Here is a 24610-nt window from a genome sequence, read left to right as displayed (position 1 = left end):
TGGCAATTTCCTTGCCCTGTAAGTCCCACAGCCGCGCTGTCTTGTCAGATGAGGCGGTGAGGATGCGCTGCCCATCCGGGCTAAAACTGGCACTTGTGACATAACTTTCATGCCCCTGTAACTGAAACTTGGCAATTTCCTTGCCCTGTAAGTCCCACAGCCGCACTGTATTGTCAGATGAGGTGGTGAGGATGCGCTGCCCATCCGGGCTAAAACTGGCACTTGTGACACTATCTTCATGCCCCTGTAACTTGGCAATTTCCTTGCCCTGTAAGTCCCACAGCCGCGCTGTACCGTCAGCGGAGGCGGTGAGGATGCGCTGCCTATCCGGGCTAAAACTGGCACTTGTGACATAACCTTCATGCCCTTGTAAGTAGGTAGGCAGAATAAAAACCAACTATGTAAACTTATATAAAGATCATATAATGTTAGATACATTTTGCCTGGAGTTTAGACTAAAGTGGAGTTATTTTTACGACTTAATATTTTGTAGAATTAATATTAGTAATTATTTGTAGGCTATTAATTTCATTCACGGGTATTGTGCTTAAAAGCATACGTTAATGGTGAGGGATTCCGAGCTATTGAGCGATCCAAAGGTGTTCACCACACAACTGTAATTTATTGGCTAAAACTTATTGGTGAAAAATTGCCAGACGCACCACCAATTGACGAAATACCAGAAGTAGGAGAGATGGATGAATTAGAAACTTTTGTTGGGTCAAAAAAAACAAAATTTGGTTGTGGACAGCAGTAAATCACTTCAGTCAAGGGATTTTAGCTTGGGTCTTAGGAGACCATAGTGCTGAAACATTTAAACCTTTGTGGGACATTGTTTGCTGCTGGCAGTGCTATTTTTACGTTACAGACGGATGGAAAGTTTACCCCAGTTTTATTGAACCAGGAGACCATATTGTCAGCAAAACTTATATGACCAGAGTGGAAGGAGAAAATACCCGTTTACGTCATTACTTAGCACGTTTACATCGCAAAACATTATGCTATTCCAAGTCAGTAGATATGCTTAAATACTCAATTCGCTTGCTACTTCATTATTTAAAGTATAGAGAAATACCCGTGTTTGATTGATTCATCCCGCATTTATGCAACGCCGAAATGGTTTATCGTCTAACAAATTGTCATAATACCGAGTTAGTTGTTGAACTTACCGATTTATCCACAAACTACTGCAAGACCACTTCGCCCAAATGGAGTTTAGGAGACCATAGCAAGCCTGTGTAGTACGCAGCTAATCTAGATTGTGAGCCAGTTTTACCCCGATGTCGTCAAACCCATATTTCCCAACATCTCCGCCATCAGGTGACAATATTGCCAAGTCTGCGGCAAGTTCAACCAAACTATTCTGCAAGCGATAGCAATTCCATAAACCACTGATTTGTCAATACTCCTGATGGAGTATAAAAAATGTTCGCCAGTCGTAGTAGTATCAAGACTAACTTTGAGCGCAATTTTTATACACCTGAATAAAAAATCGGAGCAATATTAATGGCTACATTTACCGTCGCTAATACCAATAACAGTGGTGCAGGTTCACTGCGGCAGGCAGTTCTAGATGCTAATGCCCTGACAGGAAAAGACATCATCAATTTTGGTGGACTGTTTAATGATGGGCTAGCTCATACCATCAGTTTGACTGGTAGTAGTCTGAGTATCACAGATGACATTACCATTCAAGGCACAAATCCGAACTTACTAACTATTAGTGATGATAGTGCATCTCGTGTTTTTGATATTGCTAGTGGTGCGACAGCTACGATTAACGGGCTGACTATTACCAACACATACAATAGCGGAACAAGTAGCGCCAATGGCGCAACAGGAGGGGGTGGTATTTTAAATAAAGGTGTTCTCACCTTAAGCAACACTATCATCACTGGTAACACAGCAAATGGTGTATATGTATACAGTACGGGAATCATTTCCAATTTTGATAACCGTTTCATCATTGGGAATACATCACCCGCCGGCGACGGCGCTGGCATCTACAACTCTGGCACCCTCACAATCAACAACAGTACTATTGCTGGTAATAAAAGCTACAATGGTGAGGATAGTGAAGGTGAGGGCGGCGGCATTTACAACTCTGGCATTCTCACAGTGAACTACAGTAGTATCACCGACAACTTGGCAGGAGGTGATAGATACCGTGATCATGGTTCATCAGGTGGTGGCATCTACAACACTGGCACCCTCACACTAAAAGGGGGTGATATTAGCAATAATAACTCAACATCTGAAGGTGGCGGTATTTACAACACTGGCAATAGCAGTCTCACGGTAAGTAACATCATCATCAACGGCAACACTGCTAGTGAAGGCGGCGGCGGCATTGCTAGTGTTGGTAACCTCATAGTGAACTACAGTACCATCAGTGACAACAAATCTCGCCAGGGCGGCGGCATCGAAAGTATTTTCTACAGCTTTGACATTATTGGCAACGTCCCAGTGAAGTACAGTAGCATCACGGTGAACTACAGTAGCATCAGTGACAACACAGTTTTCGGCGGCGGCGGCGGCATTGCTAGTGTTGGTAACCTCATAGTGAACTACAGTACCATCAACGGCAACACTGCTAGTGGCGGCGGCGGCATTTCCAGTTTTGGCAGCCTCACAGTAAACCACAGTAGCATAACTGATAACACTGCTAACAATACATACAGTGCGTTTTATGGTATTTACGGTGGAGGTGGTGTCATCTTGAATGATGATTTCTTTGTCAACATAAACCATAGCAGTATTAGTGGTAATACGGCAGTCACAGGAGGGGGTGGCATTTATAATAAGATAGGTAGTATTTATAATAACATAGGTGTTTTAACCGTCAGTGATAGCACCATTAGTGGCAATCAGGCACACTTTGGTGGTGGCATCTACAATGAAGGTACTCTAACAGTAGGCAACAGCACTATTAAACACAATAAAGCTTTCGGCATTGAACTGAGTTCTGGTAGTTACGAGTCTGGTGATGGTGGAGGCATTTATAACAATTCTACCTATGGCACTACCACAGTAGACTACAGCACCATCGCTTGTAACTTTGACATACCACTTGAGGATTCAACTAAGGTTATCAAGCATGATGATGTGGCAGGTAAGTTCATCAACAAGGGACATAACTGGATAGGTGCTACTACTTTTACTACTGCTGCTGGTGATGCGGTTATTTTCTAACCCCTCACTGAAAATTAACTGTATCTCTTGTTGAGTTAGAACTTTGGCGCGTCCATGCCGATTTACTTTCATTCCACAGTAAGCAGTTAAGACATTTTTATTTGTAGCCGATGTCACTGCGTTTCGTTAATTTCTAACACTCACTCTAAGATAACCAGCCACTCTTTCGCCCATTGCGCGAATACCATCTAAGCGCGATTGGCCAACTGGAACAAATCTAAAGTTACCCTTAGTTCCATCGAAAGTTGCGATCGCTTGAGTCTCTAAGCTCATACCTTCCGGCAAGCTCGAAGGTATCCAGTTGTCGCCCGTCGCTGATTTGGCGACTACCTTGCCTATCAAGTAGATGTCGTCTGTAGAGATTCCTGGCATCATGTACGCCCTGGGATAGCTCGACTTGTTGGCACTTACGAATATTTGTAGATTGGTAGAAACTTCTACCGAGTTGCCAGTTTCTTTATCTATGGCGAATTTTGGGGTATGAGTAGCATTCGCGCAGAAAACCGGGTTAAGAGATATTACATGAATAAGACAAGCATTTTTAGAAGCTGAAACCCTTATTTTCTCCTTGAGTAGTGACTCGATAATAAGTTTAAGTCCAATACCCGTGAATGAAATTAATAGCCTACAAATAATTACTAATATTAATTCTGCAAAATATTAAGTCGTAAAAATAACTCCACTTTAGTCTAAACTCCAGGCAAAATGTATCTAACATTATATGATCTTTATATAAGTTTACATAGTTGGTTTTTATTCTGCCTACCTACTTAACTTGGCAATTTCCTTGCCCTGTAAGTCCCACAGCCGCGCTGTACCGTCAGCGGAGGCGGTGAGGATGCGCTGCCCATCCGGGCTAAAACTGGCACTTGTGACAAAACTTTCATGCCCGGCCATTACAGTAAATCCCTGCACTTTATCCAAAATTGTCTGTAAAGCTAAAACTGGACTAGCCGCAGGATAAGCTTCTAGTTTTCCCTGACTATGCTTGTCTATTAAACCTTTTAACTCCTTGCCATCGCGCATGGCTGCCAGCAAAGCTCCCAGTTGATTAAACTGAAAGCGGTTAATATTCGCTACTCCTGACCGTTCCAGTCGCGTAGTGTCTAGGGCAAGTTGACGGTCTGCCTCTGCCTCTTTCTTGGCAATCTGCGCTGTTTTCAAATCTCGTTTTGCTAGCTGTTGTTGTTGCTGTGCCTTTTTCTGAGCAATTTCTGTTACTTTCAGGTTACTTTGAGCTTTTCTTGCTTGTTGTTGTGCCTGTTGTTTTTCTATCGTTGCTTTCTTCGCATCTTCCTCAGCAGACTTCACCTTCTTTGTTGCAGCTTGAAACTGCTGATTAGCTTTTACCAAGTTAGCTTTTGCTTGTTTCTCTTTGGCTTCTGCTGCTTTCTGTCTGACTTCTGCATCGTTTGCCAGCTGCGATATCTGCTCGTTTTTTTGACGTTGGGCTTCGGCTTCTGTCTTAGCTGTTTTTAAATCTGTTTTGGCATCATTAGCTTGCTGAGTACTCTGTTGTGCAAATATTCCCGAAGCAATTGCCCCCACCAGAGCAAAACCCAGCACCAGAGAACCAATGCGAATTCGTTGATTAGCTTTGCTGTTTGCTTTTGCTAAAACTTGCTTTGTCTGTTCCTCTGCCTCCAGCCTTTTCTGCACATCGCGCTTTTCCAACTCTTGGCTAGCAGCTAAAAACCGATAGTCCAAGTCACTCAAACTTTTACTGACTGCCCATTCTTGGGCATCTTGCAAAGTCTGTCCCCGCAACAAGCGCGACTCATCTTGACGTTGCGACTCAACCCAAGCATTAAATGTATCAGAGTAGGGGCGCAAGTTTGCTAAAATCTTGTCGCACCATTCCTGCTTAAACACCTCTGTATAAATCCGGTTATAAATTCGCAGCTTCCCCTCTCGCTTCACCACCAAACCCGTCAACCGTAGTTCAGTTTGTTCAGGACTATCATCAGCTACTATCTCTCTCTGCTGCAAAATCTGCTGATACAACCCCAACAATCGCCCAGTCCGCTGTTCCCCACTCCGCAAGATTCTGTAACGAATCGTTTTCAAATGCTCCTGCTCATCTTGCGTCTCCCAATTCTCAATAATCCCCTCGCGTACCAACTCTTCCACCCAGTCCCCAGCCCCTAGTCCCCAGCGATGCACTGCGCCGCCCTGAGCTTGTCGAAGGGAGCTTGTCGAAGTGTTCCTAGTCTCCAGTGCCCCCTGCACCAGTAACTTACAAACTTTTTGCGTCAAAAACGGCTGTCCTCCCGTCCAGTCCAGCACCACCTGCATCAACTCTTGAGAATCACCCACTTGTGCCAATCCCCGCGCCAATGGTTCCGCCTCCGTGAGTTGAAACCCAGTTAAATCAATTGCCTGTCCAATATTAAAAGGTGTCCGGCGTTTGTCTTGAATCAAATCTGAAGGCGTAGATACTCCAATCAAAGCAAAAGTAAGGCGATTATATTCAGGATGGTCTGCTCGTCGGTTATAGCAATCACGGATAACTGCAAAAAAGTCATCCAAGTTGAATGAAAGACTCAGAACGCTGTCAATTTCATCAATAAAAATAACAATCTTTTCAGTAATTGTTTGAAGTAATATTGTTTCAATAAACTTGCTCAAGTGCTGCACTGGTGAAAGCAAACCGTTATCAGTCCACCAAGTATCTAAGTCAAAAGTTGGATAAATATTAAAACTTCCCACCAGAGTATCAATCACCCCGGCATACCACTGTTCTGGGCTAATATCTGCCGTCCCAATAGCTGTAATATCAACAACAGCACAAGCAAATCCCTCAGTTTGCAACTGCTGCATCACCTGCACCCGCAAGCTAGATTTCCCCATCTGCCGGGAATTGAGTACATAACAAAAATCCCCAGCCTTCAAGCCTTCATAGAGGTCATCGTCAGCTTGCCGTTTAACATAAGTTGGTGCATTTTGAGGAAGACTACCACCGACTTGATACTGGTACTGGGTCATGGGCTATCTTAAAAATCGAGAGCGGAAAGTAGGGAATAAAGGAAGGACATTTTCTATTGGGGTACGCAATAATTACGAATTACGAATTAAATTAGCTAGCCGTTTTAAGACTTTAACAACAGTATGTATATCATCCCGACTATCTAAAGCAAACAAATCAGATAGGGCGTATTGTGAGGTTTCAGCTTTCATCAGTTTAATAAATCTAAATTCATTACCATTGCAGATAAATCCAAAAACAGGTTTTTCGGAACTTACATCCGCTAGCATATAAGCCAATGCTTGTGGAATTGCTGGCACTAAGGAGTAATCTGCTCGTTTTGCTTCTACAACCAGAACCCAGAATGGCGGTTTAAAAACTAAGATATCAATACGTCCTCTAACAATTGTGCCTTCGTCTTCAGAAGAAATTCTGACCTCTTGTTCTGAAGCAATGTAAAAAGGCGGTTGATAAAAACCTCCTAGACGCAATAGTGGAGATAGCACCACCATTTTGACTACAGGTTCCAAAATAGGATATTTCGATAGATGCAAATATTCTGTCTTGACTTCGTTGAGAGATTGCTTTTCTAAGTCACTCAACTCAGGTAAATCATGCTGCCACTCTGAGAAAAACTGTTCGTTGTCTACACCTTGTAGCCCAAATTCATCAATAAGTTGGGCTAGGGTGATATCTTTTCCTTGAATAAGTTGAACCATTTGTTGAACCTTTTTGTTAAATGGTAATTGGAGATGAAAGTCCTATTGCACTCCTAATGTACTTTTTTAATTTTTAATCCTCAAGCGATCGCAAAAATATTGACGATACAATTCACACAGAGGTATCACTTCATTGCCTTGAAACTTAACTAACCCCATACTGCGGAGTTTAAACGCTTCAGTTGTGCCTACATCCACGGGGCGATTTGCCATCATCACTTGTTTAACCGCAGCCAGTAATTCTGCATCCTCTTGCAAATTCAGCCAATGGCGGCGTAAATGGTCACTGTAAGGCCCTTCCTCAGTTGCAGCTATTTTTTGCAGATTTTCCAGCGTCATCCGACCACGGGCAATTTCATAAAGCGCTACCCGCACTAAATAAGGATGACCACCCACCAGTGTGATTAATTCTTCAATTTGTGAGTTAGACCAATTGAGTCTGTAACGCTCTACCAAGTTTTGTACTTGTATTTGATTTAAGTCTGGCAACTCAATGGGTAAACCCACATTAAAAGGCGACTGATTTATATTGAGTGGGATATAAACTTCCTTAGAATGCACAATCACCAAACGGAGATTTTTCCAAACTGTCTCATTCTTTGACCGCTCATGCCAAGCTCGTAGCAATCCAAAAAAATCAGCAGCAATTATCGGATGCTTGAAGACTTCATCGACTTCATCCAAACCCAAAGCGATGGGCTTATTAATCGCGGGTAATAAATACCGTTGAAAGTAATTTGTAGATTTATTCTTGCTACCTAAAACACCCTTCCAATACTCGTCTAATTTATCGGGTAGATTCAATTCGTAAGTAATGCTGGCGCAGAACCACTGCAAAAACTGATCTAAATTACTAAAAGATTCTGCATCGGCTGACTGGAAATTCACGGGTGCAGTCTGATAGCCATTTTGACTAGCATGATGGAGAACCCGCGACATGAGCGAAGTTTTGCCCATCTGCCGGGGAGCTTTGATCCGAATTAAGGCCCCTGGTTGAAGAATCGCTTCATAACAGTCTACCTCAATAAGCGATCGCTCGACATAGAAAGCAGAGTTTAGAGATACCTGTCCTTCTGGATTTTCTAAGGAGACTGCTGGTTTTCTCTGGTTATCTGGAATAGCTTCGCTAGCAGAAATAGCACCTTTGGGATTGTTCCGACTTTTCAGCACTGGGGTGGAAGACTATGGAATACTTTCTAAATCTATAGCGCTACAGCCAAACTCGTAAGCATCCTCATATGACCTATCAGCGCCCAGTGCATCATAAAAGCCTACCGCGAATTTAATTGCGGCGCGATCGCCAATTGCCCGATTCATCCCAACTACGCAGTTAATGTGTTGATAAATTGCCTCAGCTTGCACCTCGCTATAGCAACCATTTAATAAAATACACTCAACCTTGTCCTTAAATAACTTAAACAGCCTTGCCAGTGACTCTGTACTCACCAGCTGCATTTGCCCTGTATTATTTTCCAAGGCTAAACCTTGATTTCCTCCACCATGTCCAGAAAAATGGATAATATCAGGATCGTGATCTAAAAGCGCCCGCCGCAAATCGTCAGGACGCACTGCCCATTTAGTAATAAGTTCAAACTTCTATCGGCTGCGAGAACGTTGCAACCCTTCCTGAATTTCCCTTACTTCCTCGTCCAAGCGGAGTTTATCTGTCGTTGTGGGATTAGCTGACACAATCAGGATTTTTTTCACAGCGCTATCAACTATTGAATGCAGGCTTCTGGCTTAGATGTAGTTTACTACAGCAGATAACTAGACAATTACTGATAGTGGATTACTGTTAATCAGTCTTTGGGGTGGATGAATCCACCTTTGAACTCCATTAATGAGTCTTTGATACTCGTGGAGATTACACCGATTTTCATCTGTGTAAAGTACAAATCATTATAGGGGCACAATATATTGTGCCCCTTGGCGTGTAGTCTATTTCATTGAAAACCGCTATAATTCCTAGCCGGAAGCGACCTAACTAATCTTCATGTCCGGTTTTTTCTTGACAACTTGCGTTTAAGTTAAAGCTTTGACATTTCCTAGCTTCCAGCAATTGCCTGACTGCACCACCTGGCTGGTAACTCATCAAAGTTGCCCCCACCCCCACCGCAGCCAGTATAACAACAGTGGCTAGTCCCAGCACAGTAGCTCGTTTGCAAGGTATTATTGTCCTGACAAAAGTATCTATTCCAGTGGTAGTAACAAGAACCTCAATTGGCTTAAGTGCTTCTAAAGCAACAGCCGCATTCGCATAACGATGTTTCCGTTTGCGTTCTACCATTTTGATCAACCAGGACTCAAAACACGGATTGATTGGGGAAACGAATTTGTGGAAATCAAAGCGATATTTCTCATCAACAAGCTTACCGATATCAACAGATGGAGTATCAGTAAGTAAGCAAATCAATGTTGCTCCTAAACTATACAAGTCTGACGCCTCGGTTAGGGAATGACCAAATTGTTCCTCAGGCGGCATGAAACCTGGGGTTCCTACTACAAAGCTGCTGAGAGCTATTTTCGCACTCTTGCTTTGAGCTAAACCAAAATCAACCAAGTAAGTATTTAATTGCTCATCAACCAAAATATTCTCTGGTTTGATATCCCGATGAATAATTGAGGGAACTTGCTTTTGCAAATAAACCAAAATTTCTAATATTGACAGAGCAATTTGTTTGATTTCTTTAGGATGAAAGCTGCGTTTTGAGCTTAAGGATGGGGCTTTTTTGTACTCCTGTACCAGATAAAAAAAACCCAGCATTTCAAAAGAATCTATATAGCGAGGGATGCGGGAATGATTCAGTTGTTTCAAAATCTCAATTTCGCGCTCATACGCTTTCATACCCGACCAGTCAGCACTCGCACTAGCAAAAGAGAACTCTTTAATTACTACCTGTTGATTGGAGTTGAGGATATTAGCTAGGTAAGTAATACGTCCCCCTTCTCTGTTGCGTCCAAGTTCTCTGATGACTTGATAGCCAAGTTCTGAAAAATCTGGATGGTGATTTAAGGGAATTGCCCCTTTATGTCGATTACGCACATCAAGCTCCATTACATTCACCACATGAGTTTGATTTTGTCAAGGTGCAATAAAAAAGTAAAAGTGACTCACCCAGATTGTTAGTCGTATTTCTTACTACTCTGTCAAGGTTAATTTAATAGGTTTGTAGTTTGCGCTGTCTTCGCTAAAGGGCAAACTACGAACAATCTCTACCGATCAATTATTTCTTGATAGACTACTATTTGAACCAAGCTGCATAGGCACAAAATTATTCTTGGTGACGGACACTTTGCTCAATGTTATACGCAAGTGTCCTGAATCGGCAGTTTGCCCTCGTCTATGGTCTAGGCGGGATAATTATTAACTTTGCGCTAGCCAATCGACAATCTGGGCATTGACTATATCTGGAACTTCATCATGGGGGCAATGACCGGCATTGGCAATGGGAACAATTTTGATTTCTTTGCCATTCTCACGCGCCTGTTCGTAAATCTTGGCCCCGGTAATTGGTGTCCAGGGATCGTCAGCACCCCAAATCAATAATAAAGGACGTTCTACTTTGGGCAATAGTTCCTCTGGACTTGGGCCAGGAGGGGCTGTGAGAATGGAGGCGAAAACTTGTTGCGCTCCTGGGTCGCAAGAGGGAGTATAAAGTAAATCGACTAATTCATCGGTGACGGCTTCCCGGTTTCGGTAAACTTGGTAGAGGGTACGGCGAATTTGGGCTTTTTGGCGGATGCGGTTATAGACAAATTTACCTGTAATTGGCGATCGCACAAACCTGTTAAAAGCTGCCATCACCATCCGTAGTGGCGGGTTCAATTCGTGGGGACGATGACTCAATCCACCCGCAGAGTTAATTAAAATACCACCAGCAGCAATTTCTGGATGTTCTACCAGTACTATTAAGCTCAAAAGTGCGCCGATGGAGTTGCCAATAAATACAGCAGGTTCGTGTATATGTGCTGTGCAGAAATCTTTCAGCAGTTCCACCCAAACTTCCACACTGTAATCAATGGGCGCTTTATCAGAACCGCCAAAACCTAAAAGGTCTATGGCAAATACCTGGTAGCCAGCATCAGCTAAAACTGGGATATTTTTGCGCCAGTGTCCAATGGAAGCGCCAAAGCCGTGAACCAGTACCAAAGGGCGTCCTGTACCCATGACAGTATACTGAATTTTGTAATCCTGCCAAGTCCAAAAGAATTTTTCAAAAGCGTCTTGGGTTGGAAGCTGTTGTGTAGTTACAGTCATTAATAAGATTCATAAAGGGTTTCTTAAATCATAGTAATGTTCTCTGACTATTCAATGGCAAACTGTAACTACAGAAAACCGTACTCAGGTAAATCAGTAAAAGCTGGCGATCGCCAGCTTTCGGCTTAATAATACACCAAAATGAATGTGGGAATTACTCAAAGAAACAAGCAAACAAGCGAATTGAGAAAGCCATCGGTTAATTGTTTGCCTAAGACACCAAAATGAGTGCGCGATATACCGAAAGGAGTAAGCAATAAGCCTTTTTGCTTGCTGAATCTACCGAAATGAGAAAACAATCAAGCATATTGAGTAAGCAATAAGCCTTTTTGCTTGCTGAATCTACCGAAATGAGAAAGTAATCAAGCATATTGAGTAAGCAATCAAGCATATTGAGTAAACAATATGGCTTTTTGCTTACTCAATATGAAGTTTTGAGAAAATAATATGCCTTTTTGCGGATTTAATATAAATTTTAGTTAAAGATGCAGGTTCTCATTTAAATGCAATACACGCTAGAGGCGCAACATTGCTCATGCATCTCAACTTGAGCAGTGTTTTAGTAGTCAAAGCAGGTCGCCATTGCAACCAAAGTATTATTTTCGTCTTTATGTAGTAGTAACGATGAAGTGGACGTACTCCTAGTAATAAGTAATACGATTTAATTAAGTTGTAGAGATGCGATTAGTTGCGTCTCTAGCTTGCTCAAGTGTAAAATTCACTACTTGACCATAGGAAATTTCCAGGGTATGACCATCTGGGTCTTGAAGATAAGCCCAGTAACCAACGGTCGGGCCCCAGTCATTTGGCCCAGCCAGCAATAACCCCTCTGCGCGTGCTTCATTGCACAGGCGAGTAACTTCTTCACGATTCTGATAAGCTACCCCTAGATGGGATTGTGGTAACAGTGCGCCTTGTACTTTAGCTTCTTTAATTAGGACAATCACAAAAGGTCAGGTCACTAATCCAAGCAACATCTACTTGAGTTGTTTGATCAGTGCGACGATGCACGACTGTCATCTGGGCATACTTTGCATAAAATGAGATACTTGCATCAACATCAGTGACTGCAAGTGCTATGTGGGTAAAACCAAGATCAGACATCGAAAAAACTCCGTGTGTAGACTTAAGCGGACGAATGTAAGTATTGGCCTCAGGGCTTACTAAGAAAGCTGACACGATTGATAATGAAGGTAGGCGTTATCTTCACAAAACTTATGTTTTTAACTTGGTTAGACAGCAACTCTTGGCTGCTGGAAATTGGCGGTAAACGAATACTAATTGACCCTTGGCTGGTTGGTTCGTTAATTTTTAGCAATTTGGATTGGCTGTTTAAAGGTTCGCGATCGCAAAATCGCCCAATCCCAGATAAGATTGATCTGATCCTGCTGTCTCAAGGTTTAGAAGACCATACTCATCCACCAACGCTTAAATTACTCGATCGCAGCATCAAGGTTGTAGCTTCTCCCAATGCAGCTAAAGTAGTACAGCAATTAGGTTACACCCAAGTGACAGTATTGGCTCATGGTGAGACTTTCACTTTAAATAATCAAGTTGAAATCAAAGCTTTTCCAGGCTCTCCAATTGGCCCCACTTTAGTGGAAAATAGTTATCTTCTCAAAGAGTTAAAAAGTGGTTTAACCGTATACTACGAGCCTCATGGGTATCATTCTCCACAACTTCAGCAAGCTGCACCTATCGATGTAGTGATTACACCATTTATTGACATGACCCTACCTTTGCTTGGGGCGATTATTAAAGGTAAAAATAGTGCTTTGGAAGTAGTAAAATCGTTACAACCTCAAGTAATATTATCTACTGCGGCTGGTGGGGATGTGGCGTTTGAGGGATTGCTGATGAAATTGATTCAGACTAAAGGAAATGCTGAGGAATTTCGTTCGCTATTAGAAAAGAACAGTCTTTCGACGCGGGTGCTTGAGCCGAAACCAGGCGATCGCTTTGAACTAAGCTTAGAAAAGCGAGCATTAGCAATCTAATAAGAGCAGATACTGGATGCCGACATCCGACCAATGTTTAGTGGATTATCTACATTAGGGAAAGTTAATCAAATAAATGCCCAGCCGTCGCCAATCTCTCAAAGAGGTTGGCGTTCCGATGATTACTCGTGGAGTTCACGAGAACTATATACGGCTAGTACAACACGGCGGAAATAAGCCAACTATTCCAAATCAACGAAACCCTTATGCTGTATTCATTTTTAATTTTTAATTTTTAATTTTTAATTCCGCCTTGCGGAGGATGCTTTGTAAAAGCCTGAAACAACCTATTTACGTTAATACACAAGATGATTCATTTGTACAGTGCGTAAGTCCTACTTAAGTACGATGTTAGGTAAAAAAATCTAAAAATCAACCGAAAATACCCTGAGGGGGCATTGATCTTGATATCCAGAAAAGGTCTAATTAAACGTTGATCCTTTAATTTAGAAGGCTTGAGTGTAATGAAGACCCTCCCCGGATTGCTATTTGTACTTAGCTTCATGGTAGTAGCTTGCAGTCCGTCTCCAGATAAAACGGTGTCTTCTAACCCTGAAGTCACAACCACTCCAGTTCAAGTAGGACAAAAGACCCAAAATAAGCCTTTAATTGTAACGACAGTCGCTCCTTTAACCAATATTGTAAGTAACATTGCAGGCGATCGCTTAGAAGTTAAGGGGATTATTCCAGAAGGAACCGACTCCCATACCTTTGAACCTCGTCCCAGCGATTCTGATTTGCTATCCAAAGCTAATCTGATCATCGCCAATGGATTGCATTTGGAATCCCCGACAGAAAAACTAGCTAAAGCCTCAAAACCCAAAGAAACTAAAATCTATGAACTAGGTAGTAATACCATTACCAAAGAGCAATGGCTTTTTGACTTCAGCTTTCCTAAAGAAAAGGGTGATCCCAATCCTCATTTGTGGGTAAATCCCAAGTATGCTGAGAATTACGCCAAACTAGCTGCCCAACAGTTAACCACCTTAGATCCTGCTGGCAAAGACTACTACGCTACTAATCTCAAAAATTATTTACAACGTCTGGATGCCCTAGACAAAGCAACACGGGAAATCGTCGCCAGTATTCCCGCTAAAAATCGTAAACTTTTGACCTACCATGATTCTTGGGCGTATTGGGCCAGAGAGTATGGTTTTCAGGTAATTGGTGCGATTCAACCTTCAGATTTCAAAGAACCATCCGCTCAAGATGTAGCAAAGCTAATTGACCAAATTCGGAAAACAGGCGTCCCAGCAATTTTTGGTTCTGAGGTTTACCCCAGCAAGGTAGAAGAACAAATTGCCCGCGAAGCAAAGGTAAAAACAGCCAACACTGCTGATGATGAGTTACCAGGCAAGGGTTCAGCCAATGCAATTGAAAACACTAATCCTGAGCATACTTATATTGGCATGATGGCTAACAATATGCGGATTATCGCCTCTAATTTGGGAGGAAATCCTGATTTAGTGAAGAACTTGAACACTGGAAATGTTGTTGGGCCAACAGCAACTAAGTAAGATTAAGAAAACAAGTACAGCAGACTTCAGAAGTCAGAATACCCTACGGGAAGCAACCTACAGAATTCAGAAGTAGAACACGCTTTCTACCTGGCTTTGAGACGAATCGTTATGTACAACACCCAACTTAAAATCTGCTGTATATGCAACCAATACTTGAAGTTAGAAGTTTAACCTGTGGTTATCAAACCCAGCCAGTGTTTAAGGATGTTAATTTAACGCTTTACCCAGGTCAACTTACTGGCTTGGTAGGGCCTTCTGGGAGTGGTAAAAGCACTTTAATCAGAGCGATTTTAGGGCTAGTTCAGCCTTTGGCTGGAGAAATTTGGTTTCGAGGAAAGCGCTTAAAGCCAGGAGTCTCACCAAAGGCGGTGGGCTATGTGCCGCAGGTAGAAACAGTGGATTGGACTTTTCCAGTTACGGCTCAGGAAGTAGTGATGATGGGGCGTTACCAAAAGCAGAAGGTGTTGCCTTGGTCTTCGCGGCGCGATCGCCAAGTTGCCAGCGAACTCCTAGAGCGCGTTGGGGTTGCCCATGTTGCCCATCAACCGATCGGTAATCTATCTGGTGGGCAACAGCAAAGGGTTTTCATTGCGCGTGCTTTAGTCGGAGAACCAGAAATAGTTCTTCTAGATGAACCCACTAGCAGTTCAGACTTGCACGTTCAACATGAACTATTGCACCTATTAGCTGATTTGAATCAACAAGGCTTGACAATTATCCTCTCCACCCATGACCTCAACTCGGTAGCGACTCATTTACCTTGGGTGTTATGTTTCAACCACGGTTTAATTTGCCAAGGTCAACCTATCGATGTCTTCACTCCCGCAAATCTTGAGCAGACTTTTGGTGGAGAAATGGTAGTTTTCCACCAACAAGACCGAATCTTGATCGCTAGCGGCGGTACTTCCCTACGTCATCAAATGCAAGATAACTTGCCGGAAGTATTGCGCCGCTCCAACTCGTCGAAGTCTGCTTAATAAGTCTGCTTAATAAAATATTGTATATGGATTTTTTACTAGCTCCCTTTCGCTACGAATTTTTTAGCCGCGCCATTTTAGTAGGGATGATGGCGGGGCTATTATGCGGCATTATGGGAGTTTATATTACAACTCGGAGAATGAGTTACATTGCCCACGGTTTATCTCATGCAATTTTGGGGGGAGCCGTGCTGAGTTATGTACTGGGCTTAAATTTCTACATTGGCTCTGGGATTTGGGGTTTTGCAGCTGCCCTGCTGATTCAATATTTGACAGGACGCAAAGTCTACTCGGATGCCGCTATTGGAATTGTGACAACTGCTAGCTTTGCTTTAGGAGTAGCTGTAATTAGTAGCTATCGCAAGTTTAGCCAAAACTTTGAAGCTGCTTTGTTTGGCAATGTGTTGGGCGTTTCCCCTAATGATTTGTGGGTGGTGACGGGTGTGACGATTGTCTTACTCAGTCTGGTTTTCTTGTTTTATCGCCCGTTGCTATTTTGGTGTTTTGATCGGGAAGTTGCTCAGGTTCATGGCGTACCCGTTTTTGCAATGGATACTCTATTTGCTTTGATGTTGGCGACTTTACTGGTGGCGACACTGAACGTTTTAGGAGTGACTCTGATTATTTCAGCAGTGGTGATTCCGGCATCAATTGCCCGATTAGTGAGCGATCGCTTTGGGTATCTGATGATTATTTCCGGGATTTTAGGAGCGGCGATTTCGTTTGTAGGTATCTACCTTAGCTACTACCTCGATATTGCCTCTGGAGCTAGTGTAGTGCTGCTGTCAACTGCCATATTTGCCTGCGTGTTACTCACCAAGAACCTGCAAGGACGATATAAACGCCGTCTGCCTCCTCTCCCTATAAAACACCTGCCTTAGTACAGTTTTGCGTAAAAGCGTAGCTTTGTTTAATGCAGGGTGACACATTAACAATACGGACGACGCATTAACATTGTATCGGGATGCATTGGCATTGTATCGAGATGCATTAACATTGTATCGGGATGCATTGGCATTGTATCGGGATACATTGGCATTGCAAGGTATTACCAAATTTAATTCGATACAAATTAATGAAATGCTGTACTTAGCAAGAGTTAGTCTGAATTTAATGCCGAATTTTTATTTACATTATTTGGCACATAAACCTCTCTGATGGGAAAAGGAATTTGAATTCCTGCTTGCTGATAGCGCTTGTGCAATTTTTTGACAAATAGATGTTTACCAATACGCTGGTCAAAGTATTCGCTTACGCGCATATATAACGTAAAATCTATCCTAAAATCATTAAAAGTATGAAATCTGATATATGGTTCATTTTCTTTTAATTCCGGTGCAATTTCTTGCATAACTTCTTTAGCAACTTCTACAGTCACCCTTTCAACTTCTTCCAAATCGCTATCATAACTAACACCCACATCCATTGTTAAAGTAATTTCCTTCGCGGGTAAATGATAGTTTATGAAAATTGCAGAAGACAATTTAGAATTTGGAACAATAACTACATTATTTGAAATTTCTTTAATTGTCGTATTGCGCCAAGAAATATCTATAACATATCCCTCATGTCCAGCATCTAATTTCACATAGTCTCCGGTTCTAACTTGCTTAGAAAGAATTAAGTAAAAACCCGAAAATAAATTTGCAAGTGTGTCTTGAAGTGCTAAACCAACTGCTATACCACCAATACCTAAAGTTGTGATTATCGGTGTAATTTGAACACCCACTGTTTGCAATACAATTAATGTTCCCAAAACGAAAACAGTAGCCTTAGCAAGGTTAGAAATTAGTGATGTGGGAACACCTTCGGCTCTGCGAATATATAAATTAACAAAACCACCAGTCAATCTGGCTAAGACTAGGGTTACAGAAAATAGCAATGCGATCGTCAGAATTTTTTGGAGTACGATGGCAATATCTGGTTTGAGAGGGGCACTCAGAATTGCCCAAAAAAAACCGGCGATCACAAACCAAATAAAAGTCATCCGGTGCAGAGAGCGAAATATAATTTTACTCCCAACAATTCGTTTATTAGTAACGAATGTTTCCAGTTTTTTGAAGATAACTTTTTCACCAATTATTCCAGCCACGAAGCCAGCTAGAATAAACCATATCGGCGTAATCCATTCCATCATATCAATCTTAAATTTGGAGTTTTACATTTAGGATAACAGCACTGTTGCTGCGATTATGGCTAAATTTTACCTTGTTAGTTGTCGGATTACCTGCTTGAGATTTTCTGGATTATGGACTTGCCAATTATTTACCACCCAGATTACATTGCTCCCCTGCCTGAAGGACATCGCTTCCCAATGTCTAAGTTCCGACAACTCTATGAATTGCTGTTAGCTGATGGTGTAGCTAATCAAGAACAATTTCACACCCCGGAACGTCCACCGCTAGAATTGATAGAGTTAGTCCACACTCCAAGCTACGTTCAAGCTTACTGTGAAGGAACCCTAGATCCGAAAGCACAGCGACGCATTGGTTTGCCTTGGAGTCCAGCATTAGCGAATCGCACCTGTGTAGCGGTAGGTGGTACAATACTCACTGCGAAACTGGCACTAAGTCAGGGTTTAGCTTGTAATACGGCTGGTGGCACTCATCATGCCTTTCCCAGTTATGGATCTGGTTTTTGTATTTTCAACGATTTAGCGATCGCCTGTCGCGTTTTACAAAAATTCGGACTTGTCCAAAAAATCCTAATTGTGGATTTGGATGTCCATCAAGGAGACGGCACCGCTTTTATTTTCCAAGACGACGACAGCGTTTTTACTTTCTCCATGCACTGCGAAGTCAATTTCCCCGGTACTAAACAAAACAGCGATTTGGATGTTCCTTTGCCGGTAGGAATGGAGGATGACGCTTATTTACAAACTTTAGCGAATTACCTAGCAGATTTACTATCTAAAGTCAAGCCAGACTTAGTATTTTATGATGCAGGTGTTGATCCTCATATAGGCGATCGCTTAGGAAAATTAGCCTTAACAGATGCTGGCATTTTTCGCCGGGAAATGCAGGTTTTAAGTACCTGTATGAGTAGCGGTTATCCTGTCGCCTGCGTCATTGGCGGCGGTTATGCTGATGATATGAAATCTTTAGTCTGGCGGCATTCCCTGCTGCATCGCGCCGCTAGTGAAGTTTATCAGCAATACAAACTTTGATGCAACATTACTTATTGCAAAAATCATAATTTATTATTTGGAACCACAGATGAATTATCTGTGTTCATTTGTGGTTTTATTTTCCTAAATAGAAAAACTTTGGCAGTAAAGGCAGTACTGGATGAACAACGGCAAACTTAGAATCTATGAACTAGCAAAAGAATTAAATTTGGATAGTAAGAAGCTATTAGCAATTTGTGAACAACTCAAAATTGCAGTCAAAAGCCATACCAGTGCAATTTCCGAATCTGAGGCAGAACGCATTCGTGTAGCGGCAAATAAACTAACTGCTTTGCCAGCAAAATCCTCGAAAATTAAAACCAACTTTGAAGATTGGGGCTATATGTTTATAGCTTCAGCAATTGATAGTTTCATCCGCCATCTTGAAGGTGAAACTGCTCTTAAATCATATCCCGAATTTAGGGAGCGGCGCAATCGCGCCAATGAGTTAATCTATGAATGTGTCGGTAAAAAGCCTTCTCTATTTTATGTGCGTCGCAAAGGTGCGGGCAAAGAAGCAAGAGAAGAAATTTGGGATTTGACAATAGCAACAGACAGCGATGATTTTCAATTACCCGCAAGACTTGAGAAGCTCAGAAAAACATTAGGATTCAGAGCGGCTGTACAAAAAGATGGACACGGCGGTTTAAAGATACTGTCGGCTCAATTATTACAACCCTCACGGGGACATGCCGATAGCTATGCTATACCTTGTCGCTTGCGTTTGCTACCTAATCATCAGCATCATCTGGACATTCCCCCCGTAACATTGAAACGCATCGCAGCTGCGCCAATGTGTGGTGATCATGTGCCTACAGAAGATCAGCTTAAAGCTTGGAAAGCGTTTTTGCAAATTGAGGAAAAAATCGCAAAAGCGCGTCAGTTTTGCGTGCGTTACATAGGTCATAACTATAACTTCAAAAGGCGGATCAGTTTTGAAATTGATGTAGCCTCAGCCACCCTTGACGGCTTTTATCAAAATTCCCTCGACGTGGACAATTTTTGGGAACGAGCAAGGCGCACAAAAAACGAAGATTTGAAGCTTTTTGAAACTGCTCCCATCGGAAAAAATTGGATTAGCGGTCGTCAATTAGGGACTGTTGAAGAAGTTGATCCCAACCGTTGTATTATCAGTCTCAGACTAGAGCGCGATTTAGCTGAATACATGGCCGCAGAGCGTTATAAATTACCAGCTACCGGATTTTTGTGTTTCGAGGCAGTTGGTGATATTCAGCAGATTCAGCGCAAGAAAAAAGCTTTAGATGATTTGAATAACGGTTACACCCAGAACCCCTACTTGGGTAACTTTTTATTCGATGCTTCTCAGGCTAGACAAATCAAAACAACTATCGAACTTCAACCACAGGATTTGTTGTTATCTTCTGCTAATCCTGGTCAGAAAGCAGCAGTAGAAAAGGTACTTACTGCTAAGGATCTTGTTCTCATCCAAGGGCCACCAGGTACTGGTAAAACTACTGTGATTGCCGAGATTTGCTATCAAATTGCGCTTCGCGGTGGACGTACCTTAATCGCTTCTCAAGCCAATTTAGCAGTAGATAACGCCCTGAGTCGATTAGTTCATAACCCAGTGATTCGGGCTGTACGCAAGGGGAGAGCCGAAAAAGTCGGGGAGGAAGGACAGCCATTTTTAGAAGACCAAGTGATTGGCAGATGGCTAGAAAATACTGCTACTGACTGCGAAAATAATCTTACTCAACGGCTCCAAAATATAAAAATACTCAGTCAATTACTGGCATCATCAGAAAGATTCACAGCCTACTTCCAAGCAGAGGAAGAATTCAATCAGCAACAAACTAAATTCCATAAAAACAAGGTAAAGCTAGAGGCTAATTTTAAAAATCAAGAAAAATCTTACAGCGAAACTGTAGGAAAACAGAACGAAGTTGAATCCCTAATTTCCGGTCTAGAAAATATCCTAAATGCCGCACCAAATATCAACTGGGAAGCTTCAGAAGTTACAGATTTTTTACCACTTCTTAAGCCATACACAGAAGGTAACAGTTTAGTAGAAGAATTTTTAGCAAATGTTCGTAAAGCCATCAAATATACTGATGAACTTGGCTTTGTGCTACCAAAGCTTGGTGCTTTTGGTTTAGCAGTTTGGTTGCGTGAAATTGTAGCAAGAGAAATTTCTGAATTTAAAACTGCTTTTACTTATGCTCAAGATGTAAGTCAAGCCATGTCAGAAGTTGCAGCATCGGTGCAGATTGTCAAACAAAATTTTGCCTCCTTAAATCAGCTACAACCAGATTATCAGCAATATCTTACCAAACTACAAAACATCCAGCAAACAATCCAGATATGGGAAAACCGCAAACGGGAGATAGATTATATTATCTCAGCAGTTAAAGAATGGAAATCTACAGCACCTTCTCATCTCTATCAAACTTTGAAAGATTGTCATCAATCAGGTTTACCACTAACAGATAATCTAGTAGACTTACCGCTAGGTTTGTTGATGTTTGCTAACACACTAAAATTACCAATATTACCAAGAATATATCAAATTAACCTGCCAGAATGGGAGATATTGACAAAGGCGATCGCTTATGAAATAGATGGAGGTTTCACTGACAGGCGGGGTAAACAGCATAATTTCAGCTATTTTTTACAACAAAATTTTAGTCAGATTCCGATGGTGCTATCTAAAAGCGATCGCACCCAATGGCAAGAAACCTATCAACAGTTTAGTAATTATCAACTACTCAACCCGAAACAGCGAAAATTGCTGGTTGGGAATACACAGATTTTCTTAATTAGAATGCAAAAAACCTATGGTGCATCATGGGAATGGAATAACATTGACTCTACTCTCACCAGAATTACACAAGAATTACTAGATACTATTCTTATAAATGCACGTCAATGCGTTTTAAAAGTCAAAACGGAAACGGAACAACAGCTTCAGCATCTGCAACGACAATTAAATGAACTTCAGAAAAATGAAATCAGCCAACAGCAAATATCTGTTACTCAAGCTGAGGTAGAAAAAGCGCAGCAAGACGCTAATTTGCAACTTGGACGAGTTATAAATATTTTGCAAGAACTTAATCAACAAAATATACCTGCTCAATTACGCATTTTAACTGAACAATATCTCGCAACACAATCAAATATTTGGGAGCAGCCGGAAGAATTCTCAAATCAAGTGAATTCCTGGGGAACTTGCATCAGTCAGCTTGAAACTTTAATTTCATCATTAGAACCTTTTGCTGTGCTAGAGATAATTAAAAATTCTCTAGGTGAGCATTTATCAAAACTACAAGAAGAAATGGAAAAATCTCTACAGCAGCTTCAAAAATTACAAATTAGCCTCCGTGAAATAGAAAATAAATTACAACCACAGCCATCAGAAAATTTAATAATAGAAAGAAACTGGTGGTTGACAGAATGGCAAAGAATACCAGATAAATTTAAGCCAGAAAACTCTGCTGTTGACTTGTTTAATATAGAGTTATTACGTAGCATCAATATTAAGTTTGAATCTTGGCAACAGCAACTTCAAAAAGAAGATAATTATCTCAAAAAATATCAGAATTTTGTTCAAGATTGGATCGGAAAATTAAGACAGCCAACTGAAGGCGATCACGACGATTTAAGGCGCATCTATCTAGATAATGCCAACGTCGTTGGTATCACCTGTGTTCAAGCTGCAAGTAGAGGTTTTTCTGAAGAATTTAAATCCTTTGATGTCGTGATCATTGACGAGGTTAGTAAGTGTACTCCACCAGAGTTACTAATTCCAGCTTTGAAAGGCAAAAAATTAGTCATGGTAGGCGATCATCGGCAATTACCACCCATGCTTGATACTAGCACTTTAGAAGAAGTTGCTCAAACAATTGGCAATACACGAGACGAACTACAATTCTTAGAAGAATCACTGTTTAAAAGTCAGTTTGAATCTGCTGATCAAAGCATCAAGCAAATGTTAACTACACAATATCGAATGCACCCATTTATTATGGAAGCAATCAATCAGTTTTATGATGGTAAACTAGAATCTGGTATTTTGGAGCCGGACACAAAACGCGCACATCATCTAGCAGGCGAAATTATCCAAGAATCTCAGCATCTTATCTGGGTAAAAACGCCTATCGAGAATCAGTTTTTAGAGCAACGAAACGGAACTTCTTACTTTAATACTCCAGAAATTGATGCGATTGAACGTTTGTGTCAGCAGTTCGAGACTACTTGGGCTTCTAAAGTTGCTAATGGTGAACCGAAAAAAGAAATTGCCGTAATTACATTTTATGGCGCTCAATTAAGAAAAATTGATGAACGTCTGCAATCTGAACTTTTCCCTTCGCTAGAAATTCGTACTGGTACAGTAGATAGATTTCAAGGCATGGAAAGACCTGTTGTGATTGTGAGTATGGTTCGTAACAATAGTAAAGGAGATGTGGGATTTGCGAAGAAACCAGAACGGGTAAATGTTGCATTCTCTCGCGCTCAAGAACTGCTGATAATTGTGGGTTGTCATAATTTATTTACTCACCAATCAGGTAAAGTTGGAAGTATGTATTCTGAAGTTTCAAATATTGTAAGTCTGCATCAAGGTTTCGTGGATGTTTCTCAACTCATCTGAGTCTAAAAATGGCTTTTATTGTGAATTAAACGTTTAGGAAATAAAAAGTAATTTTTAATATTCTAGAAAGAAGTTAGAATTAAGAAACTGAACTCCAAAGCTGATCATTTCTCATTTGGAAACAGACTGGAGACTTTTATGACTAGAGCAGCGATCGCTACACCTACAAAAGAATCACCCCTTTTGTTTGAGGGACTGACTTGGAGAGAATTCAAAGCCGTTGAGCAGTTGTTAGACCGTCCAGGATATCGGCTGTCTTTCCTGGATGGTATTTTGGAGATCCGAAGAATGCCTGGAGAACCACACGAAACTGTTAAGGAAAGGCTTGGCGCATTGTTGGAACTTTACCTGCTGATGGCAGGGTTTGACTTTACTCCAACTGGCTCAATGACTTTGGAAAGTGAGTCCGGTGCTGTGAAGCGAGAAGCAGATAAATCTTATAAACTTGCTCCTGGTCGAGTGCGTCCCGATTTGGCAGTAGAGGTGGTGTTTACCAGTGGCGGTATTAACAAACTGGAGGCATACAAACGGCTCTTGATTCCAGAAGTGTGGTTCTGGGAAGATGGAGTGTTAGAAGTTTATCACCTGCGCTTAGAGGGCAACGCGCTTCACTATGAAAGGGTTTCCAGTAGTGAGGAGGTCAAAGGGATCGATCTGGATTTGTTGTTACGCTGCATTAGTATGGTGAATCATGTTGATGCCATCAAGACTTTTCAGCAGGCGCTTCACTAATAGCTGGCGATTTCTGCTAAACCTATCGATGATAATCTCAAAAATTTGGTTCAAGAGAATGAGGCAAACTTCTGGGCAAATTAGCCCGTGTAGGTAGAGGTTATCCAGTCGGCTGCATCATTGGTGGCAGTTATGCTGATGAGATGAAGTCCCTCATTTGGGGTCACTTCTTGCTAAATGGTGCCGCTAATGAAGTTTATCGATAGTACAAACTATAGTCATTTAGTAGGCAATACCACTCAAAATCAGCCAAGTAACAGAAGTTTAAGATGTTGTTCCTTACCAGCATTTGGGAATACTAGACTTGTAAAACTTTGTTAGCAAAGGCAAGCCGTGGATGAATAACGCCCAAGTTATAATTTATGAACTATCAAAAGAATTGAATTTGGGCAATACGTGCGATTCGTTGATTAGTAAATCACGGTAACCAGTCCGTAAATAGCTAATCCAGCCCGACAGCAGATTACTGTCACTAAAG

General features: G+C 41.6%; 16 protein-coding genes and 4 pseudogenes. 10 read left to right on the top strand and 10 right to left on the bottom strand.

What is annotated here, in order from left to right; all coding sequences use genetic code 11:
• A partial coding sequence (locus tag V7K85_RS27370; protein ID WP_442940626.1) for a WD40 repeat domain-containing protein occupies nucleotides 1–397 on the bottom strand: 397 nt, incomplete at its 3' end.
• 147 nt (nucleotides 398–544) lie between these two features.
• Between V7K85_RS27370 and V7K85_RS27365 the strand changes: the two are divergent.
• Both V7K85_RS27365 and V7K85_RS27360 read left to right on the top strand, forming a co-directional pair.
• Nucleotides 545–1089, top strand: a pseudogene (locus V7K85_RS27365) (IS1 family transposase); the annotation flags it as partial.
• Between the two features lie 417 nt (nucleotides 1090–1506).
• The gene (locus V7K85_RS27360; RefSeq protein ID WP_334818427.1) at nucleotides 1507–3192 is read left to right on the top strand and encodes a beta strand repeat-containing protein; all 1686 of its coding nucleotides are present in this window, start codon (nucleotides 1507–1509) and stop codon (nucleotides 3190–3192) included.
• A gap of 126 nt (nucleotides 3193–3318) precedes the next feature.
• On the opposite strand, the gene V7K85_RS27355 is transcribed toward V7K85_RS27360, so the two are convergent.
• The 8 genes and pseudogenes from V7K85_RS27355 to V7K85_RS27320 form a co-directional block, all read right to left on the bottom strand.
• Complete coding sequence (locus V7K85_RS27355) at nucleotides 3319–3567, bottom strand: hypothetical protein (RefSeq protein WP_334818425.1); 249 nt, start codon at nucleotides 3565–3567, stop codon at nucleotides 3319–3321.
• Between the two features lie 399 nt (nucleotides 3568–3966).
• A pseudogene (locus V7K85_RS27350) lies at nucleotides 3967–6177 on the bottom strand (AAA-like domain-containing protein); the annotation flags it as partial.
• 72 nt (nucleotides 6178–6249) lie between these two features.
• The gene (locus V7K85_RS27345) at nucleotides 6250–6876 is read right to left on the bottom strand and encodes a restriction endonuclease subunit R (protein ID WP_334818421.1); all 627 of its coding nucleotides are present in this window, start codon (nucleotides 6874–6876) and stop codon (nucleotides 6250–6252) included.
• A 66-nt stretch (nucleotides 6877–6942) separates the two neighbouring features.
• Nucleotides 6943–8583 (bottom strand): annotated as a pseudogene (locus V7K85_RS27340) (AAA-like domain-containing protein).
• A 277-nt stretch (nucleotides 8584–8860) separates the two neighbouring features.
• Nucleotides 8861–9931 carry a serine/threonine protein kinase gene (locus V7K85_RS27335; RefSeq protein ID WP_334818419.1) on the bottom strand — a complete coding sequence of 357 codons (1071 nt, stop codon included), beginning with the start codon at nucleotides 9929–9931 and terminating at the stop codon, nucleotides 8861–8863.
• Nucleotides 9932–10240: 309 nt separating this feature from the next.
• Entirely contained in the window at nucleotides 10241–11134 is an 894-nt protein-coding gene (locus tag V7K85_RS27330) for an alpha/beta fold hydrolase (RefSeq protein WP_334818417.1), read from the bottom strand.
• Nucleotides 11135–11799: 665 nt separating this feature from the next.
• On the bottom strand, nucleotides 11800–12081 hold the full coding sequence (locus V7K85_RS27325; protein ID WP_334818415.1) for a VOC family protein: 282 nt from the start codon (nucleotides 12079–12081) through the stop codon (nucleotides 11800–11802).
• Nucleotides 12065–12238 (bottom strand): VOC family protein, encoded by a 174-nt coding sequence (locus V7K85_RS27320; protein WP_334818413.1) that lies wholly within the window; start codon nucleotides 12236–12238, stop codon nucleotides 12065–12067. The genes V7K85_RS27325 and V7K85_RS27320 overlap by 17 nt, the downstream gene beginning before the upstream one ends.
• Before the next feature lie 113 nt (nucleotides 12239–12351).
• On the opposite strand from V7K85_RS27320, the gene V7K85_RS27315 reads away from it, so the two are divergent.
• From V7K85_RS27315 to V7K85_RS27300, 4 genes are all read left to right on the top strand, one after another.
• Nucleotides 12352–13131 (top strand): MBL fold metallo-hydrolase, encoded by a 780-nt coding sequence (locus tag V7K85_RS27315; protein ID WP_334818411.1) that lies wholly within the window; start codon nucleotides 12352–12354, stop codon nucleotides 13129–13131.
• A 464-nt stretch (nucleotides 13132–13595) separates the two neighbouring features.
• On the top strand, nucleotides 13596–14648 hold the full coding sequence (locus tag V7K85_RS27310) for a metal ABC transporter substrate-binding protein (RefSeq protein WP_334818409.1): 1053 nt from the start codon (nucleotides 13596–13598) through the stop codon (nucleotides 14646–14648).
• A gap of 143 nt (nucleotides 14649–14791) precedes the next feature.
• Nucleotides 14792–15628, top strand: a complete 837-nt coding sequence (locus V7K85_RS27305) for a metal ABC transporter ATP-binding protein (RefSeq protein ID WP_334818407.1) — start codon at nucleotides 14792–14794, stop codon at nucleotides 15626–15628.
• Nucleotides 15629–15654: 26 nt separating this feature from the next.
• The gene (locus V7K85_RS27300; protein WP_334818405.1) at nucleotides 15655–16509 is read left to right on the top strand and encodes a metal ABC transporter permease; all 855 of its coding nucleotides are present in this window, start codon (nucleotides 15655–15657) and stop codon (nucleotides 16507–16509) included.
• A gap of 218 nt (nucleotides 16510–16727) precedes the next feature.
• Here the strand turns inward: V7K85_RS27300 and V7K85_RS27295 are convergent, their stop codons facing one another.
• On the bottom strand, nucleotides 16728–17765 hold the full coding sequence (locus tag V7K85_RS27295; RefSeq protein ID WP_334818403.1) for a mechanosensitive ion channel family protein: 1038 nt from the start codon (nucleotides 17763–17765) through the stop codon (nucleotides 16728–16730).
• 111 nt (nucleotides 17766–17876) lie between these two features.
• Here V7K85_RS27295 and V7K85_RS27290 point away from each other — a divergent pair, with 111 nt between their 5' ends.
• From V7K85_RS27290 to V7K85_RS27275, 4 genes and pseudogenes are all read left to right on the top strand, one after another.
• Nucleotides 17877–18794 (top strand): histone deacetylase family protein, encoded by a 918-nt coding sequence (locus V7K85_RS27290; protein ID WP_334818401.1) that lies wholly within the window; start codon nucleotides 17877–17879, stop codon nucleotides 18792–18794.
• Between the two features lie 121 nt (nucleotides 18795–18915).
• Nucleotides 18916–23400, top strand: coding sequence for a translation initiation factor IF-2 N-terminal domain-containing protein (locus tag V7K85_RS27285; protein WP_334818399.1), 4485 nt, complete (start codon nucleotides 18916–18918; stop codon nucleotides 23398–23400).
• A gap of 138 nt (nucleotides 23401–23538) precedes the next feature.
• A complete protein-coding gene (locus V7K85_RS27280; RefSeq protein ID WP_334818397.1) occupies nucleotides 23539–24132 on the top strand; it encodes a Uma2 family endonuclease in 594 nt (197 codons plus the stop codon).
• 89 nt (nucleotides 24133–24221) lie between these two features.
• Nucleotides 24222–24338 (top strand): annotated as a pseudogene (locus V7K85_RS27275) (histone deacetylase); the annotation flags it as partial.
• Between the last annotated feature and the right edge of the window lie 272 nt (nucleotides 24339–24610).

This window comes from Nostoc sp., assembly GCF_036917615.1.
Taxonomy (GTDB): Bacteria; Cyanobacteriota; Cyanobacteriia; order Cyanobacteriales; family Nostocaceae; genus Nostoc.
The sequence above is the reverse complement of the archived record's forward strand: the minus strand, read 5'-3'. Positions and strand labels throughout refer to the sequence as shown.

Bases quoted from the DNA above. Each gene is read 5' to 3' on its own strand.
- V7K85_RS27295 (WP_334818403.1), bottom strand. From the start codon at position 17,765: ATGATGGAATGGATTACGCCGATATGGTTTATTCTAGCTGGCTTCGTG.
- V7K85_RS27330 (WP_334818417.1), bottom strand. From the start codon at position 11,134: ATGACTGTAACTACACAACAGCTTCCAACCCAAGACGCTTTTGAAAAA.
- V7K85_RS27280 (WP_334818397.1), top strand. From the start codon at position 23,539: ATGACTAGAGCAGCGATCGCTACACCTACAAAAGAATCACCCCTTTTG.
- V7K85_RS27290 (WP_334818401.1), top strand. From the start codon at position 17,877: ATGGACTTGCCAATTATTTACCACCCAGATTACATTGCTCCCCTGCCT.
- V7K85_RS27360 (WP_334818427.1), top strand. From the start codon at position 1,507: ATGGCTACATTTACCGTCGCTAATACCAATAACAGTGGTGCAGGTTCA.
- V7K85_RS27305 (WP_334818407.1), top strand. From the start codon at position 14,792: ATGCAACCAATACTTGAAGTTAGAAGTTTAACCTGTGGTTATCAAACC.
- V7K85_RS27285 (WP_334818399.1), top strand. From the start codon at position 18,916: ATGAACAACGGCAAACTTAGAATCTATGAACTAGCAAAAGAATTAAAT.
- V7K85_RS27335 (WP_334818419.1), bottom strand. From the start codon at position 9,931: ATGGAGCTTGATGTGCGTAATCGACATAAAGGGGCAATTCCCTTAAAT.
- V7K85_RS27355 (WP_334818425.1), bottom strand. From the start codon at position 3,567: ATGATGCCAGGAATCTCTACAGACGACATCTACTTGATAGGCAAGGTA.
- V7K85_RS27345 (WP_334818421.1), bottom strand. From the start codon at position 6,876: ATGGTTCAACTTATTCAAGGAAAAGATATCACCCTAGCCCAACTTATT.
- V7K85_RS27320 (WP_334818413.1), bottom strand. From the start codon at position 12,238: ATGTCTGATCTTGGTTTTACCCACATAGCACTTGCAGTCACTGATGTT.
- V7K85_RS27300 (WP_334818405.1), top strand. From the start codon at position 15,655: ATGGATTTTTTACTAGCTCCCTTTCGCTACGAATTTTTTAGCCGCGCC.
- V7K85_RS27310 (WP_334818409.1), top strand. From the start codon at position 13,596: ATGAAGACCCTCCCCGGATTGCTATTTGTACTTAGCTTCATGGTAGTA.
- V7K85_RS27315 (WP_334818411.1), top strand. From the start codon at position 12,352: ATGTTTTTAACTTGGTTAGACAGCAACTCTTGGCTGCTGGAAATTGGC.